Genomic DNA, 17,837 nt, shown 5'->3' on the forward strand with positions numbered 1-17,837 from the left:
AACAAAAAAGCAGGAACCGGAGGTTTTACCCTGCTGATTCCTGCTTTGTGAATTTTTATTATTTACTATACTACAGCTAATTAATTACCTGCACCTATACCGCCCTGATCACCTTGTTTCTGATCATCATTCAGGCCTTTCTTTTGCTGTTGTGGATTGCTGAAGCTTACTTTACCAAAAGTATAGCTAAACGTTAAGCCCACAGAACGGAATGGAAACTCAAACTTGCTGGTCTGTGTAAAAGTAGGACTCACAGTGCTTGAGTTAAAGTCTTTGTATTTGCTGAAAGGCTCGATAGTATTGATACCAATAGAAGCCTTTTTGTTAAATATTTGTTTCCTGACACCTGCACCTAATATACTAAACGCAGGATTACTTCCTTGTATAGTATATCTTGGAGAGTTTTCAACCGCAAATACTTCTGCAATGAAACCATTATTCAGTGTTACCGATCCGCTTAAGAAAGCGTTGTATGATATTCTGACACTGTTTTGAGTTTGATAAAAGCTATACAGCGGATAAACCGTTGGATCAAACGTAAATGCGTTTACACTTCCTCTTATAGTTAAAATCTTGATAGGGTTTATCGATCCAAAAAAGCTTGCACCAAATGAGTTGTTTGTACCAATATTATAGTATTTGGTAAGTGTGCCGCTTGTAGAATCTCCTACAGCGCCATCGCGAACAGTAATAACTTTTGCTACATTCTGGATTAATCCATCATTACGTTTATAGTAAACTGAGAAATTGATTACAGACGATTTAATAAACGTATTATAGTTTAATTCTACAGTTTGTGATGTTTCAGGATCAAGATTTGGATTACCCACGCTTTGCACTAAAATATTGCTCTGGTTAAGAAATGGATTTAAGTATTGCAAGCTTGGCCTGGTTATACGCTTACTGTAGCTTAACTTCAAGGTTTGGGTTGAAGAAAGTGCTTTTTGTATAGTTAAACTCGGTATAAACGTATTATAGTTTTGACTAAACGGCGATAGTGCTTGTGATTGATTTATAGGATCGCCATGAATGTCTGTGTTTTCGAGCCTTGCACCCGCTAAAATGGTATAGCTCTTTGGCAAAGTAACGGTTAACACGGCGTAACCTGCACTAACATTCTGATTATAATTATATAAATTTGAATTAATAGGGTCAAATACTAAAGCACCGCCTGCAGCACTATCGGGAGAAAATACATTCGAAGTACTGCTTATTCTCCTGATAATCTCTTTACCACCTGCTTCCAACTTTAATACCTTGTTGATTGGTAAAGTATAATCTAATTGTACTGTATATTCATTATTAATACCATCAATATTATCACCCTGGTTTGCGAAGGTTGAAGAAAACATGTTCGTATAGTTGGTTACTATTGAACTATGGCTCCATTGGGTTGATAAACTGATTTCTTCGCCTTCTTTATGGAATTTGTGGGTAAAATCGATGTTCCAGTCAAAGCCGCCAAAAGAGTTGTGGCCAAGGGTTCTTGAAGTATCGGTATAATTATTTGTAGCGTCTATAAAATCTGTTTTAGAATTAAATGACTGTGCATTAGTATTAAACGTACCATCAGTAACCCTAAAGGTTGATGTTATATTGTTATACTTATTAAAATCATATCCTGCGGTAAATGATCCTAAAACGCTGTATCGCTTTACACGACTGGTTCCGTTGCTTGTTTGTGATGTATGTGTAGCATCATCGGGATGAAAATCCTGGAACGATTGTGTAATAGATGTTTGCGGCCATGTAAAGTTACCACCTATATTAGCCGAAAGGGTTAAACGGTTTTTGGTGTAGTTGATGTTAGCATTGCCATTATTTTGACGTGTACCAAAACCACCACTTACCGAACCACTTAAACCCGACATATTGGTTTGCTTGGTTACAATGTTAATGATACCCGCAGTACCTTCTGCATCATATTTTGCAGATGGGTTGGTAATTACTTCTATTGATTTAATCTGATCTGCCGGAATAGCTTTCAATAAATCTGATAAGCTGGCTGCAGTAGCGCCCGATGGCTTGCCGTTAATTAATACACGCACGTTACCATCACCACGAACAGATACGTTACCGTTAATGTCAACAGCAACCAACGGTACTTTCTGCAATACATCTGATGCATTGCCACCGGCAGCAGTAAGGTCCTTCTCTACATTGTAAACCAATTTATCAATGTGGTTTTCAATCAGCGCTTTTTGGCCGGTAACAGTTACTTCTTTCAATACCTTTTGGCCTGGTGAAACCAAAACCTGCCCTAAATTTTTATCTGGCTTTGAATCGGTAGTAACTACAGGGTCAATTATTTTGGTTGGATACCCAATAAAGGTAATAGCTAGTTTATAGCTGCCGGGTTTTACACCATCAAGCTTAAAGTTTCCTTTTTCGTCGGTAACAACACCGGTAATAGGTGCTTTACCACCACTGCGATATAAGCCCACAGAGGCATAATCCATAGGTTTTTTGGTAACCGAGTCAATCAGTGTACCTGATATTTTCCCTACTATGCTTGATCCTCCGCCTGCGCCAAACTGGGCATTGGCTGCCGTTGCAAAACAACAAAATATTGCTATAATTATGTAAAAACGCTTCATTTCTGGTATTTTTTCTAATTGGAGGCGAAAATACTTGAAATGTTACACGCTTTACCGCTTTATTTTTGCCATCACCCAGATGTAACAAATTAGTTACGATGCAATATTGTTATTTATTGTGTCTTTAAGACACTCTGGTGACAAATCAGCCTGATACAGTTTATAATACAATATTTACTATCCTGCCTTTTACCACTATTACCTTTTTAGGTGCTTTGCCATCCAGGTATTTTTGTACATCGGCATTGGCTAAAACGCTGGCTTCAATATCTTTTGGCTCAAGGCTCAGCGATATGCTCAAATTCATTTTTGTTTTACCATTGATAGAGATAGGATAAGCAAACTCATCCTCAATTAAATACGCGGCGTTGAACTTAGGATAAGGCGCATACGATAACGTACCGGCTTCATTGCCCAACAATACCCAAAGCTCCTCACAAATGTGTGGTGCATAAGGCGACAGGATGGTTACCATATCCTGCAAAATACTGCGCTTGTTGCACTTCAAATCGGTTAGCTCGTTTACGGCTATCATAAAGCTGGATACCGAAGTATTGAACGAGAAACGATCAATATCTTCCTCAACCTTGCGGATAATTTTATGTAATGATTTTAGCTCTGCTTTGGTAGGCTCTTCGTTAAGTACGGTAAACTCCCAGGCATCGTTATGGAATAACCGCCAGAACTTGCGTAAAAACTTAAACACGCCCTCAATACCATTAGTGTTCCACGGTTTGCTTTGCTCCAGCGGACCTAAAAACATCTCGTACATACGCAAAGTATCGGCACCGTAACGCTCAATCAAATCATCAGGGTTAACCACGTTGAATTTAGATTTCGACATCTTTTCAACTTCCACACCACAGATGTATTTGCCGCCTTCTAAAATAAACTCGGCGTTGGCATATTCCTCGCGCCATTTTTTGAATTTATCAATGTTCAGCACATCATTCTCCACAATATTTACATCAACATGCAAAGGCGATGTTTGGTATTGCTTGCTTAATCCGTATGATACAAAGGTGTTGGTGCCACGGCCCAGCTCATCAATCAGCCTGTAAACAAAGTTACTACGACCCTGAATCATGCCCTGATTAATAAGCTTTTTAAAAGGCTCTTCTTCAACCACCAGGTTCATGTCTTTCAAAAACTTGTTCCAGAAACGACTGTACAGCAGGTGCCCGGTAGCATGCTCGCTGCCGCCAATATACAGGTCAACATCTTTCCAGTAGGCTATAGCTTCTTTTGATGCAAATTCATGATCGTTATTAGCATCCATGTAGCGGTACCAGTACCAACTGCTGCCTGCCCAACCCGGCATGGTGCTGAGTTCGTATTCAAAAGCATCGGCCCCCTCTAAATCTCCCCCGGTAGGGGAGACTTTAACTTCGCTATCGGCATCGCCTGATAACAAGGTTTTATCTCTATCTGGTAAGCTATCTAACTTCAGCTTTATTTTTTCAACAATACCAGTAGGATTTTCTAAAACTTCATCATTTGTAAATTTGATTACTGTAAATCCGAAGTGGTTTAAAACTTCAGTTCTGGCATCATCAGCTTCTTTATTTAATTTATGATGATGTCCATCAAGTTCTATAACTAATCCTTTTTGCAGCGAAACAAAATCGGCTATAAATTGACCTATTGAATGTTGTCTTCTGATTTTATGACCAGATTGGTTGTTTCTTAACAGTTGCCAAAGAATATTTTCGGCTTCAGTAGGCTGATTTCGGTGAGCCTGACTAAATTCCTTCAATTGTTCATAATACACAGGGTCAGCCGTTTCCCGATAATTGGCAGCCTGCTCAGAAAGCCCTCCCTTCCGGGTAGGGTTTGGGTGGGGCTTGTAATTCCATCCGGTAGCCCTTGCCAATGGTGGTTCGCCGCTTTCGGTAGGTAAATATTTATCAACCTCTGGCAGTACCAGTGGTAAATGGCTTTCTTCAATTAAATAAGGCAGCTCATCCTTAAAATAAACAGGAACAGGCTCGCCCCAGTAACGCTGACGGCCAAATATGGCATCCCTCATCCTGAAGTTTACCTTTGCCTTGCCTGCTCCAATGGCCTCTAATTTGGCTACTACCGCTGCGGTTGCTTCCTTATAGGTCAAACCGTTAATAAAATCAGAATTAATGTATTTACCTTCCTTGGTTGGGTCGGCCTCGATATCAATTTTTTGTAGGTCGATGATCGGTACTATCGGCAAATTAAAATACTTGGCAAACAGGTAATCGCGCTGATCGCCTGATGGTACGGCCATTACGGCACCGGTTCCATATCCGGCCAAAACGTAATCGGCAATCCAGATCTGTACCTTTTCGCCATTAAGCGGATTAAGCACATAACTACCTGTAAAGGCACCCGATACCGTTTTAGCATCGGCCATACGCTCCAACTCCGATTTCTTTTTTGTTTTGGTGATATACGCCTCAATATCAGCCTTTTGTGCCGGTGTAGTTAATACATCAACCAACTCATGCTCTGGAGCTATCACCAAAAAGGTAACCCCGAAAATGGTATCTACCCTGGTAGTAAAAACTTCGATGTAGTGATTAGTGGTTAGTGATTTGATATTAGCTGCATTGTCAATAGGAAATTTAACACTTGCACCCACGCTTTTGCCTATCCAGTTGCGTTGCATTTCTTTTAAAGGCTCGGGCCAGTCAATGGTATCTAAGCCCTGCAATAACCTGTCGGCATAGGCGGTAATACGCATGCTCCACTGCATCATTTTCTTTTGCTCAACAGGGTAGCCTCCGCGCTCGCTAAAGCCGTCTTTCACTTCATCATTAGCCAATACGGTACCCAATGCAGGGCACCAGTTTACGGTGCTTTCGCGTAGGTAGGTAAGGCGGTATTTTAATAGCTCGGCCTGCTGCTCCTGGTTGCTCATGGCTTTCCATTGCGCAGCGGTAAAGCTTAATATTTCTTCATCGCATACGGCATTGATGCCTGCCGATCCGTTTTGCTCAAAATGGCTTACCAGTTTGGCAATGCTTTCGGCTTTATCAGCATCTTTATTATACCAGCTGTTAAACAACTGCATAAATATCCACTGTGTCCATTTATAATAGCCAGGCGAGCTGGTACGCACCTCACGACTCCAATCAAAAGAGAAACCAATCTGATCCAGCTGACGGCGATAGGTGGCAATATTGGCCTCGGTAGTTATAGCAGGGTGCTGCCCGGTTTGTATGGCATATTGCTCGGCAGGTAAGCCAAAGCTGTCATATCCCATAGGGTGCAGCACGTTGAAGCCCTTTAAACGCTTGTAACGCGCAAAAATATCAGAGGCGATATAGCCCAGCGGATGGCCCACATGCAAGCCCGCACCAGAAGGGTAGGGGAACATATCAAGCACATAATACTTGGGTTTGGTAGTTTTATCTTCGGCTTTAAATGTCTGATGATCAGCCCAAAACTGCTGCCACTTTTTTTCTATATCTTTAAATTGATAGTCCATTGGTTAATTTAACGCGTAATAGCCCGCGAAATTAATAAAATCCCTATTAGTTTGGTAGCTTTTTGTTTGTTGATTGTGGGAGTAGTCCATAGTCGATGGTCCATAGACCATCGACTTCCCCTGTACTGTCCGTCCGAAACGGAGTATAGGGTATGTGGAATAATTGCGGACAGAAGAGAGCTTAGTTTACAGTTCACAGACGATAGTGGATGCACTATGACTTCTGCTTTACATATCCATCGACTCTATGGTCTATGGACTATCGACTATGGACTTCCCCTGTACTGTCCGTCCGGTTTTGAGTATAGGGTATGCGGAATAATTGCGGACAGGTCTGTGTTCATTAGTTCGTTGGTTCATTGGTAGTATGGTGGCGGGTTCCTGGTAAATTGCTTTGCATATCATCACAATGGACTCCTTCCGTCCGGTTTGTTAATAGGTACCCTATACCTAATTTCGGACGGACAGTACAACATCAGGGTGACACCCTTTGGTTATCTACCTTTCAAATCTATCGACTATCGACCATGGACTATCGACTCCCCGTCCGCTTTGTCAACTACTACCCTATACTCCGTTTCGGACGAACAGTACAGCGCTAATTCAGCTATCTCAACTGATAAAAAAGATGATATTTTATTTGAGAATTTAGCTGCAATTTGGTATATTTGTATGTATACCGACAGGGTAAATCAATCCACCACAATTTCCTGATTTAGTATCGCAGCCATCCTGAATTATCTATTTTTTAATAGGTAAGTATAGGTAAGGGTATTTTTAATTTTCAAGGTTTAAAATTTATATCAGTATTAATAATTGATATACTATTTTTATTATTCAGGTAGATAACTTTTATGGCAGGTTAGCCTTAATCAGGTTAATGATAAATAAATCAATTCAGGTTGATATTAATATCAAATTATTTAGTTGCGGATTAATCTGATTTTATAATTAATAGGCTGATAGTTTATTGACTAATTAATTGCTATCTATGGACTATCGACCATGGACTTTTCCCTGTATCGTCCGTCCGAAAATAAGTATAGGGTAGTGATGGACAAAGCGGACAGTTGCTTATACAAATTATTTCATCGCGGTGGTAAAATAATAAACCAAATGTTACAATCTTTCGTACAAATGGCCTAGCAAACCTAAATAAACGCCCCCCTGGTTTAAATAGTATTCACTTTAGTTGTATTAATAAATATCTTTGTTTCATAAACACAACAAAAACCTCATCATGAAAATTAAATTCAGTGTCCTTTTAGTGCTGGCTATAAGTTTAGCCTTTACATCGTGCAAAAAGTCATCAACAGCTACTACTGATCCTCAGCTTACACCGCAACAGGTTGCAAGCCAGGTAGCGTTAAACTTTAGCTCAACATTATTAGGAGGCTCAGGTGGACTTAATATAGGCAAAGGTTTAAACGCACCACAATCACTTGCGGTACATACCAAAAGCAAACGGTTAAATGATTTGTCTGACGGGAATCTTTGCGGTTTAACTGTTGATACTACATTTAATTCGACCGTTGCATTTGGCGATTCTACCATAACAGTAGCAGGTACCATTAACTTCTCCTTTAATTGCTCTGGAGGTGCGTTAAGCGGTTTCACAACAAATGATAATTTTAATTTAGCATATTCAAGTCCTCAACTTGCAATTGCAGAAAAATCAATCTCAAGTTTAACTTTAACAGTAACAAACGTAGCTGATTCTACTGCAGATGTAGCATTAAGTGGTTCGTCATCAACATCTGGTAGCTATCAGTATAAAACCGGCACTAAAAGAACCGGTACAGAAGCTTTCAGCTATACTTTAACCAATTTATTGATTGATCCAAATTCAAGCTCTATAGTAAGTGGTTCGGCAAAGTTCAGTACATCAGGCAGCGGTCCTCGTGGTGTATGGAACTACCAGGGTACCATTACCTTTTTGCCTAACAACCTGGCTACTATAGTAATTAATGGAAAAACTTATAATGTTAACCTGCTTACCGGCATAGTTAGCTAAGCGATATTTAAAATAAACAGTAAGGGCCTTTTCCGATAATACGGGGAGGGCTTTTTTGTTTTAAGCCCCCTCTAATTCTCCCCCGGTAGGGGAGATTTTAGCTTCGCCCGCGTTTAATTTTTGAGCCCCTCCCTACCGGGGAGGGGCTCAACCATCAACCACTGTCCGCTTTGTCAACAGGTACCCTATACTCCGTTTCGGACGGACAGTACATAACAGATTGGGTTATCTCACCTTAAAAAAAATAATTTGTATAATTGTTTATGTTTAAACGCTTACTCTTTAACCTCAACTTTCAGGTAATTATTGGTATTTTATTGGGTGTGGTGGTTGGCTTCTTCTTTAAGTCGTTCGGGCCAACGGCAAAGCTCATCAGTCAAACCTTTATCAGCTTAATAACCATGCTGATACCCTTTATTATATTTTTAACCATAGTGCTGGGCATTGCCGGCATGAGCGATATGAAAAAGGTAGGCAGGGTAGGTGGCAAAGCATTGTTATATTTTGAGATCGTATCTACCTGTGCCTTAATAATAGGTGTAATAGTGGCCAATATATTAAGGCCCGGCGACAATTTTCCGAGTGATATAGCTGCTGACCATAGCAAGCTTGCCGTTTACCAGAAAGCTGCCGCCGATATGCACTGGATTGATTTTATAGTGCACATTGTGCCCAACAACGTCTTAGAGGCTTTTGTAAAGAATGATATTTTACAGATCCTGTTTTTTGCCATACTTTTTGGCTTTGGTTTGAGCCGCATGGGCGAAGCCGGGCAAAGCGTAATCAGCCTGTTTGATAAGCTTTCAAAAGTATTCTTCAATATTATGCGCATAGTGATGCGGGTGGCTCCAATAGGCGCATTTGGGGGGATGGCTTATACCATTAGCACCTATGGCATCAAAACGCTGCAACCTCTGGCTATGCTGATGGTTTCGGTATACCTTACTTCTATCTGCTTTATTTTTATAGTGCTCAATATTATTTGCAGACTGTACAAATTCAGCCTGTGGCAATACCTCAAATACATCAGGAATGAGATCCTGATTGTATTCGGCACCTCATCATCCGAATCTGTTTTACCGCTGATGATGGAGAAGATGGAAAAGTTTGGTTGTTCCAAATCAGTAGTCGGCCTGGTTATCCCGGCAGGTTATTCTTTTAATTTAGATGGTACGACCATTTACCTGTCCATGTCGGTTATTTTCCTGGCGCAGGTATTTCATATCCCGCTTACGCTGATGCAGCAGATCACCATTATAGGTATCCTGATGATCACCTCCAAAGGAGCAGCAGGAGTAACAGGCAGTGGTTTTATTATCCTTACCTCAACGCTGGCCGCCATAAAGATTATCCCAGCCGAAGGCGTGGCCATATTGTTGGGAGTAGACCGGTTTATGTCAGAAGCCCGTGCCATTACCAATATGATAGGCAACGGGATAGCTACCATAGTGATAGCGAAAAGCGAAGGCGAGTTTCATCCGGTAGCTGTTTTAGGTGATGGGGAAGCAGCTTGATGGAAGGGAGTTTGCAGTTTTTTCTTTCGTCGGCCCCTATAACATGTTGTAAAAGTGAAATACTTTCTCTTCGCTCGAAGAGTGGACTCACCCTGCCATTGCTGCGCGCGGCATCCCTCTCTACGACAAGTCGTAAAGAGGGAAAAGACAGTGAAGATTTATAAATCAATTTCAATGAAAAAGTTAAAGTTCTTTCTTTTTATCTTATTTGTACTGTTGAATGTAGTAAAGGCACAAACCCTAAGCTATTTTCCAAATAAAGCGAACGATAACGATGCCTTGGATTCGTTTACTATCAAATGGTATTCAGGTCAACTTGCTGCAATGAAAGAACCCGTACTCTATAATAGAAAGGCAGACAATGAGACATACCGGTTTACCTGACTCAGAACATTTGATCATCCCATCGCTATCAGGGTTGAAAAACAAGGTGACAATTATATTCTTTTTTGGAAGATGTGTAGTGGATCAGGAGGATATGAGCCTGGTAAATTAATTCTGGAAAAACAAAAGTCAATCAGTAAATTAACGTGGCATCAATTCAAAGAAAAACTGGATGAAATAGGTTTTTGGGGAATGGCTACGAAAGAAAAAAGTATGGGTAATGATGGATCTGAATGGATCTTAGAGGGGGTCGTAAATGATAAATATCATGTAGTTGATAGATGGACGCCTAAGTCTTTAAGTGATTATTATCAATGCTGTGACTACCTGTTGAAACTGACGGATATAAAAATTCCTGCTGATAGAAAATACTGAATTTTCCTAACCCTCTTTGCCGCTTGCGGAAGAGAGGGAGAACGAGCGTAGCTACGTTCGTGAGTAAACTCTGCGGGCGATATTATCCTCCGGATACCCTCCTATCAAACTAACTAAAGAAATAGCCAATACTTTTTTAATACGTGCTTTAAATTTGTAGTGTGTAAATTATTTATTATTATTAGTTACATCTTCAAATCTATCTGTCATGAAAATAAAATCAAGGGGTCTGCTATTCTTTATAGCCTTATCGGGTATTATATTATCAGGTATAAAAGCCAATGCCCAGGAGTATGTATCGCCAACCAAACCTGCACAAATTGGTCGTTCGCCAGGCGTAAAGGTTAAGCTCATCAGTGAGAATGGATCCACCAGAACCTATGTATTGGTATTTGCTAAGGGCGATGAAATTATGTCGGGCTTAAATGAGTTTGCTCAGAAATATAAGGTGCAAAGTGCTCATTTTACCGCCATAGGTGATGCTACCAGTGCTAAAATAGGCTGGTACGATAAAACCAACAAAATGTTTAAGGTTAACAATATTAACGAACAATCAGAAATTACCTCATTAATAGGCGATGTTGCACTCAGCAATGGCAAGCCGGTGGTGCATGCCCATATCAATTTGGCTGCTGCCGATGGTAGTGTACGCGGTGGTCATCTGCTGGAGGCTTTTGTAGCGCCTACGCTGGAAGTGATGATAACCGTTGAGCCGGTACCGCTTTATAAAAAACCCGACACCGAATTCGGCATATCTGTTATTGATCCGGCACAATAATAAAATTGTGACGATTAATTTACCATTAACTGCCGCATTGAAAGCTAAATTTAATTTGACATTCGATCAAAAACTTTAGCTTTGCGCTACAAATTAAAAAATCCAATGAGTGTACTCGTAAATAAAGATTCCAAGGTTATAGTTCAGGGTTTTACTGGTAACGAAGGTACTTACCATGCAACACAAATGATTGCGTATGGTACCCAGGTTGTTGGCGGCGTTACTCCGGGTAAAGGAGGGCAGCAACACCTTGAAAGACCAGTATTTAATACTGTTGACGATGCGGTTAAACAAACCGGTGCCGATGTATCCATCATATTTGTACCTCCTGCTTTTGCAGCTGATGCCATTATGGAAGCTGCTGAAGCTGGTATAAAAGTAATTGTATGTATCACCGAAGGTATCCCTACAAAGGATATGATTTTGGTGAAAGAATATTTAACTGATAAGGATTCGCGTCTTATCGGGCCAAACTGCCCGGGTGTTATCACTGCTGATGAAAGTAAAATTGGTATTATGCCAGGCTTTATCTTCAAAAAGGGTCATGTTGGTGTAGTTTCAAAATCAGGTACTTTAACTTACGAAGCAGTTGACCAAGTGGTTAAAGCCGGTTTAGGTATCACTACTGCCATTGGTATTGGCGGTGACCCAATTATAGGTACTCCAACCAAAGAAGCGGTAGAACTGTTAATGAACGATCCTGACACGCACGGTATCATCATGATTGGTGAAATTGGTGGTGGTATGGAAGCAGAAGCAGCCCGCTGGATCAAAGAAAACGGTACTAAGCCGGTTGTAGGCTTCATCGCAGGGCAAACAGCTCCTCCGGGACGCCGTATGGGCCACGCAGGTGCTATTGTTGGCGGAGCCGATGATACTGCTGCTGCAAAAATGAAAATTATGCGTGAGTGCGGTATCCGCGTAGTAGAATCACCAGCCGAAATTGGTGCTGCTATGGCAGAAGAGCTGGCAAAAATAAAAGCTTAATTACAGATCGGATTATCGTCCGCTTTTGTCCATACCCCCTGGTACTTAAAACCGGACGGACAGGAAGCGTTTCTAATTGATATTCCATCATTAAATAAAAAGGAAATCCTGGTCGTAAATGGCTGGGATTTTTTTATTTTGATAGATGTTGTTAAGGAAGCCCCCTCTAAATCTCCCCCGGTTGGGGAGACTTCAACTGCGCTCGCGTTGACTTTTTAAGTCCTCCCTACTGGGGAGGATTTAGGTGGGGCCTATCGTCAACTCCGTGTAAACATCATCCCATCAAACAAAATAAGCCCCGTTTTTGTCGTATATTTATGTAGTTGAGAAAGGATAAAAAATCTAAAAAACCTTTTCATCAACATAAATTAATCATCACAAATTAAACAATATGAACTACAATCAATTAACACCCGATGAAGAATGGGTAATACTACACAAAGGCACCGAAAGGCCATTTACAGGCGCACTGTTAGATAATAAAGCGCAGGGCGTATACGTATGCAAAAGGTGCGACACACCGCTGTATACTTCCGAATCAAAGTTCGAATCTCACTGCGGCTGGCCAAGTTTTGACGATGAAATTCCGGGAGCCGTAAAGCGCGTGCCTGATGCCGATGGCCGTCGTGTTGAAATTGTTTGCGCCAATTGCGGGGCTCATTTGGGTCACGTTTTCGAGGGCGAATATCTTACTCCAAAAAATGTTCGTCACTGCGTAAATTCTGTTTCCATGAAGTTTATTCCCCTGGGCTCTTAACATCTTTTTTTTAATGAAAATCATCGTTCTGTAAGTTTTTCTTAACACTCAGATTACATGTACTTCATGCAGCGTAAATCATTCATTGCTAACGATTAATTATCTTTTGTTTATAACTTATAGGTGATGTTAAAAACTTAAACTATCATAGTCAGGATGCTTACCCTATCTTTGGATATAAGTTCTTTCAAGGCTATTGATAATTACCGGAACCCTACCGGTAAAGTGAAGTGAAAACCATGGTAATACATGGGTAACGAATAAAATATAAAGTAGTTTGGCGGAGGTAAGTGAGGGGGAGTAAGTAAGCAGTTGGCGTGATAAATTCAATTTATCAGCGGTTAAAAAACTAACGCTACGGTATAGCTATCGGCTTACCTCAAGGTGGGTAAAAAGACGAAAACGGGGTTTAATTAAGAGTAAGGTTAAATAAAGTATTAGAAGTATTACATGGAACAGGAAACAGAATTATTACTAAGAGAGAACAAAGACCGCTTTGTAATACTACCTATAAAGTACCCTGCCATTTGGGAAATGTATAAAAAATGCGAAGCCAGTTTCTGGACCGCCGAGGAGATTGATCTTTCTGACGATCAAAAGCATTGGGATGCTATGAACGATGGTGAGCGTCATTTTGTATCGCATGTGTTGGCTTTCTTTGCAGCGAGCGATGGTATAGTGAACGAGAACCTGGCGGTAAACTTTATGAGCGAAGTGCAACTACCCGAAGCACGTTGTTTCTACGGTTTCCAGATCATGATGGAGAATATCCACTCAGAAACCTATGCTTTACTGATTGATACTTATATTAAAGATCCGGCCGAAAAAGATCGTTTGTTCCATGCTATTGATACCGTACCCTGCGTAGGTAAAAAAGCAGAATGGGCATTGCGCTGGATCAACAACGGATCGTTTGCCGAGCGTTTAATAGCCTTTGCAGCGGTTGAAGGGATCTTTTTCTCAGGCAGTTTCTGCTCTATATTCTGGCTTAAAAAACGTGGCCTGATGCCGGGTTTAACTTTCAGCAATGAGTTAATATCACGCGATGAAGGTATGCACTGCGAATTTGCCTGCTTACTATACAAAATGCTTGAAAACAAGCTAAGCAAAGAAGCAGCAACAGCTATTATTACAGATGCTGTTGAAATAGAGAAAGAATTTATTTCTGAAGCTCTACCGGTAAGCCTGATAGGCATGAATGCCAAACTGATGAGCCAGTATATTGAATTTGTTGCCGACAGATGGTTAGGTGAGCTGGGTTATGATAAAGTATACGGAGCATCAAATCCATTTGATTTTATGGAGATGATATCATTACAGGGTAAAACCAACTTCTTCGAGAAGAGAGTAGGTGACTACCAAAAAAGCGGAGTTTTAAACTCACAGGAAAGCAAGTCGTTCTCATTAGATGAGGACTTTTAAATAGCCGGTTTGAAGATTAGGGTACTTCAGCGAAGCAGAGAGTTCAATAAATAATTAATCATTAAAAATGCTCTCGCCGTGTTGGCGAAGAGATTAAAGGGGGTCCAGATGTTTGTAATTAAAAGAGACGGAAAAAAAGAAACGGTAAAGTTCGACAAAATTACCGCGCGCATTGAAAAACTATGCTATGGTTTTCAATTGGTCGATCCGATTGATGTAGCTAAAAAGGTTATTGAAGGCCTGTTTGATGGGGTAACCACCTCAGAGCTCGACAACCTGGCTGCTGAAACGGCTGCATCCCTAACTACCAAACACCCCGATTACGCTTTGCTTGCCTCACGCATTGCTGTATCAAATCTGCATAAAAATACTATCAAATCATTTTCAGAAACTATGCGTATTCTGCATGGTTATGTTGACCCTAAAACAGGCAAAGATGCGTCAATGATCGCTGATGATGTTTGGGAAATAATTGAAAAGAATGCAGAAGAGCTTGACAGTTCGATTATTTACGACCGTGACTTTGGTTTTGATTATTTCGGCTTTAAAACCCTCGAAAAATCATACCTGCTAAAGGTTAACGGAAAGATAGCTGAACGCCCGCAGCACCTGTTTATGCGTGTAGCCGTTGGTATCCATAAGGAAGATATTGAAAGCGCTATCAAAACGTATAACTTAATGAGCGAGCGCTGGTTTACACATGGTACCCCTACCTTGTTTAACGCCGGTACGCCAAAACCTCAGATGTCATCATGCTTTTTAATTTCGATGAAGGATGACAGCATTGACGGTATTTATGATACGCTGAAACAAACTGCTAAAATATCACAAAGCGCAGGCGGTATAGGCCTTAGCATCCACAATGTAAGGGCTACCGGCTCATACATCAGCGGTACTAACGGAACCAGTAATGGTATTATCCCAATGCTGCGTGTATTTAATGATACTGCCCGTTATGTTGACCAGGGTGGTGGCAAGCGTAAAGGTGCTTTTGCTATCTACCTGGAGCCATGGCATGCAGATATATTTGAATTTTTAGATCTGCGTAAAAATCATGGTAAAGAAGAAATGCGTGCGCGTGACTTGTTCTATGCTCTTTGGGTATCTGACTTGTTTATGCAACGTGTGGAAGCCAATGAGGATTGGAGCTTATTCTGCCCTCATGAAGCACCCGGATTGGCAGATTGCTGGGGTAAAGAGTTTGAAGACCTTTATACCAAATACGAAAGAGAAGGCCGTGCCCGTAAAGTAATTAAAGCACAGGAACTTTGGTTTGCAGTATTGGATGCCCAGGTAGAAACCGGTACACCATACCTGTTATACAAAGATGCTGCTAACGGTAAATCAAACCAGCAAAACTTAGGTACCATAAAAAGTTCAAACCTTTGTACCGAAATTATTGAATATACATCTCCTGATGAGATAGCTGTATGTAACCTTGCATCAATAGCACTGCCACGTTTTGTTAGAGAAGGTGTGTTTGATCACGTTAAGTTATACGAAGTAACCTACCAGGCTACCTTAAACCTTAACAAAGTAATTGATGGTAACTACTATCCGGTTAAAGAAGCAGAATACTCAAACCTGCGTCACCGTCCGGTTGGTTTAGGTGTACAGGGTTTAGCTGATGCATTTATCCTGCTGCGTTTACCATTTGAAAGCGAAGAAGCTAAGAAATTAAATAAAGAGATCTTTGAAACCATCTACTTTGCTGCTATGACAGCTTCAAAAGATTTGGCTATTAAAGATGGCCCTTATGAAACGTTTAAAGGTTCACCACTGTCAAAAGGAAAATTCCAGTTTGATTTGTGGAATGTAACACCAGAAAGCGGTCGTTGGGATTGGGAAAACCTGCGTTTAGATGTAATGAATCATGGTGTACGTAACTCCTTATTGGTTGCGCCAATGCCTACAGCATCTACCTCACAAATTCTTGGTAACAATGAGTGTTTTGAACCATACACTTCAAACATTTACACCCGCCGTGTATTAAGCGGTGAGTTTGTAATAGTAAACAAGCACCTGCTGCGCGATCTGGTAAACCTTGGTTTATGGACACCTGCAATGAAAGATAAGATCATCACTGCAAATGGATCTGTACAGGATATTGCTGAGATTCCTGCAGATATTAAAGAACTGTACAAAACAGTTTGGGAAATAAAGATGCGTACCATTATTGATATGGCTGCAGACAGAGGAGCATACATTTGCCAGTCGCAATCGCTTAATCTGTTTATTAATCAGCCCAATGCTTCCAAGCTTACTTCAATGCACTTCTATGCATGGAAGAAAGGCCTTAAAACAGGTATGTACTACCTGCGTACACAGGCAGCTTCACAGGCAGTTAAATTTACAGTAGAGAACCAGGGCGGTAAAAACATGGATCCTGTAATTCCGGAAGTAGTTGATCAGGTTGCTGATGAAATACCGGAAGGCCCAAGCTGCTCAATGGAAGAAGGTTGCGTAACCTGCTCATCATAATTAATTAGTCCATAGTCGATGGTCCATAGACCATAGTTAATCATCAGATCAAGATCTTTTGAATTGACTATGGTCTTTTTGTTTTACTTTTGTATTAAATGCCATGGTCTATCGTCCATTGACCATGGACTAAACAAAAATGATCAAACACGAAATTATCCGTTGTGAGCGATGTGGTACCAGCATTGAATGTAAGGCAAACTCTTATACCAAATGCCAGTGCAGTGTGGTGCAGTTGAATTTAAATGAGGTTCAATACATCAGCGAGAACTACGAAGGCTGTATGTGTGCTGCTTGTTTACTGGCTTTGCAGGATGAATACAGGGCGATGATTGTAAATGTATAAGCATTAAATATCCATTCTGTCCGCCTAACGTTTTCAAAGTCTGGACTCAAAACCGGACGGACGGTACAGGACTATTAATCCTCCATTACTTTTATCGGATTTTTGTTTTTATCAATGGCTACAAAAGTGAAGGTTCCCGTAATAGCCTTTTCACGTTCAAAAGAATACATCTCTTCTACATAAATCTCTACTAAAACTTTGAGGCTGGTGTTGCCAATATGCTGCACTTTGCCAACCAGTTCAATAATAGTTCCTGCGGGGATGGGTTTTTTAAAATCAATTCTGTCTGACGATACGGTTACCATGGTTTTGCGTGTAAAACGGGTAGCGGTAATAAAGGCAACCTCATCCATCAGGTGCATAGCGGTACCACCAAACAGGGTGTCGTAATGGTTAGTAGTATTGGGGAATACGGTTTTAAAAATGCGTGTTTCTGCTTTGGTTATTCTTTCTTCTGTGGTCATTCTTTTTTTGTTGGGGCGAATATAGCTTCCATTTTCTTCTTAATATCATTATAAACTATTTCGCGCTTTATAGATTGCAGGCAATCGCGGCATAAACAATCGTGGTACGTTGTACGGATATACATCTCCTCCAGTTCAGAAAAGGTTAGCCCATGACATTGACACTGCAATATGTTACCCACCTTACATTCAAAAGGCTGCTGGCACCTGGGGCAATATTTGTTTTCGTGATTTGCCATAATGATAAATAGCTGT

At 40.7% G+C, this 17,837-nt stretch carries 14 protein-coding genes; 10 read left to right on the top strand and 4 right to left on the bottom strand.

Features of this window, described 5'->3' with window-relative positions; all coding sequences use genetic code 11:
• Positions 1-80 precede the first annotated feature (80 nt).
• Entirely contained in the window at positions 81-2,597 is a 2,517-nt protein-coding gene (locus tag JN11_RS00605; RefSeq protein WP_144908616.1) for a TonB-dependent receptor domain-containing protein, read from the bottom strand.
• 160 nt (positions 2,598-2,757) lie between these two features.
• Positions 2,758-6,060, bottom strand: coding sequence for a leucine--tRNA ligase (locus JN11_RS00610; RefSeq protein ID WP_144908618.1), 3,303 nt, complete (start codon positions 6,058-6,060; stop codon positions 2,758-2,760).
• Between the two features lie 1,240 nt (positions 6,061-7,300).
• On the opposite strand from JN11_RS00610, the gene JN11_RS00615 reads away from it, so the two are divergent.
• The 10 genes from JN11_RS00615 (at position 7,301) to JN11_RS00660 (ending at position 17,118) form a co-directional block, all read left to right on the top strand.
• Positions 7,301-8,074, top strand: a complete 774-nt coding sequence (locus JN11_RS00615) for a hypothetical protein (protein WP_144908620.1) — start codon at positions 7,301-7,303, stop codon at positions 8,072-8,074.
• A 263-nt stretch (positions 8,075-8,337) separates the two neighbouring features.
• On the top strand, positions 8,338-9,588 hold the full coding sequence (dctA, locus tag JN11_RS00620) for a C4-dicarboxylate transporter DctA (RefSeq protein ID WP_144908622.1): 1,251 nt from the start codon (positions 8,338-8,340) through the stop codon (positions 9,586-9,588).
• A 174-nt stretch (positions 9,589-9,762) separates the two neighbouring features.
• Positions 9,763-9,972, top strand: a complete 210-nt coding sequence (locus JN11_RS00625; protein ID WP_144908623.1) for a hypothetical protein — start codon at positions 9,763-9,765, stop codon at positions 9,970-9,972.
• Between the two features lie 72 nt (positions 9,973-10,044).
• Complete coding sequence (locus JN11_RS00630) at positions 10,045-10,347, top strand: hypothetical protein (RefSeq protein WP_144908625.1); 303 nt, start codon at positions 10,045-10,047, stop codon at positions 10,345-10,347.
• A gap of 208 nt (positions 10,348-10,555) precedes the next feature.
• The gene (locus tag JN11_RS00635) at positions 10,556-11,125 is read left to right on the top strand and encodes a PPC domain-containing DNA-binding protein (RefSeq protein WP_144908627.1); all 570 of its coding nucleotides are present in this window, start codon (positions 10,556-10,558) and stop codon (positions 11,123-11,125) included.
• A gap of 105 nt (positions 11,126-11,230) precedes the next feature.
• A complete protein-coding gene (gene sucD, locus JN11_RS00640) occupies positions 11,231-12,112 on the top strand; it encodes a succinate--CoA ligase subunit alpha (RefSeq protein ID WP_144908629.1) in 882 nt (293 codons plus the stop codon).
• 391 nt (positions 12,113-12,503) lie between these two features.
• A complete protein-coding gene (locus tag JN11_RS00645; protein WP_144908631.1) occupies positions 12,504-12,869 on the top strand; it encodes a methionine-R-sulfoxide reductase in 366 nt (121 codons plus the stop codon).
• A 450-nt stretch (positions 12,870-13,319) separates the two neighbouring features.
• Positions 13,320-14,291, top strand: a complete 972-nt coding sequence (locus JN11_RS00650; protein ID WP_144908633.1) for a ribonucleoside-diphosphate reductase small subunit — start codon at positions 13,320-13,322, stop codon at positions 14,289-14,291.
• Positions 14,292-14,399: 108 nt separating this feature from the next.
• Positions 14,400-16,772: a ribonucleoside-diphosphate reductase subunit alpha gene (locus JN11_RS00655; RefSeq protein WP_144908635.1), complete on the top strand. Its 2,373-nt coding sequence runs from the start codon at positions 14,400-14,402 to the stop codon at positions 16,770-16,772.
• Positions 16,773-16,911: 139 nt separating this feature from the next.
• The gene (locus JN11_RS00660; protein ID WP_144908637.1) at positions 16,912-17,118 is read left to right on the top strand and encodes a cysteine-rich CWC family protein; all 207 of its coding nucleotides are present in this window, start codon (positions 16,912-16,914) and stop codon (positions 17,116-17,118) included.
• 74 nt (positions 17,119-17,192) lie between these two features.
• Here JN11_RS00660 and JN11_RS00665 read toward each other — a convergent pair whose 3' ends face one another.
• Together JN11_RS00665 and JN11_RS00670 are read right to left on the bottom strand one after the other, a co-directional pair.
• Positions 17,193-17,582 (bottom strand): acyl-CoA thioesterase, encoded by a 390-nt coding sequence (locus JN11_RS00665; RefSeq protein WP_144908639.1) that lies wholly within the window; start codon positions 17,580-17,582, stop codon positions 17,193-17,195.
• Positions 17,579-17,821 (bottom strand): cysteine-rich CWC family protein, encoded by a 243-nt coding sequence (locus JN11_RS00670; RefSeq protein ID WP_144908641.1) that lies wholly within the window; start codon positions 17,819-17,821, stop codon positions 17,579-17,581. Before JN11_RS00670 ends, JN11_RS00665 begins: the two co-directional genes overlap by 4 nt.
• Between the last annotated feature and the right edge of the window lie 16 nt (positions 17,822-17,837).

The organism is Mucilaginibacter frigoritolerans (assembly GCF_007830615.1).
In the GTDB taxonomy this organism is placed as follows: Bacteria; Bacteroidota; Bacteroidia; order Sphingobacteriales; family Sphingobacteriaceae; genus Mucilaginibacter; species Mucilaginibacter frigoritolerans.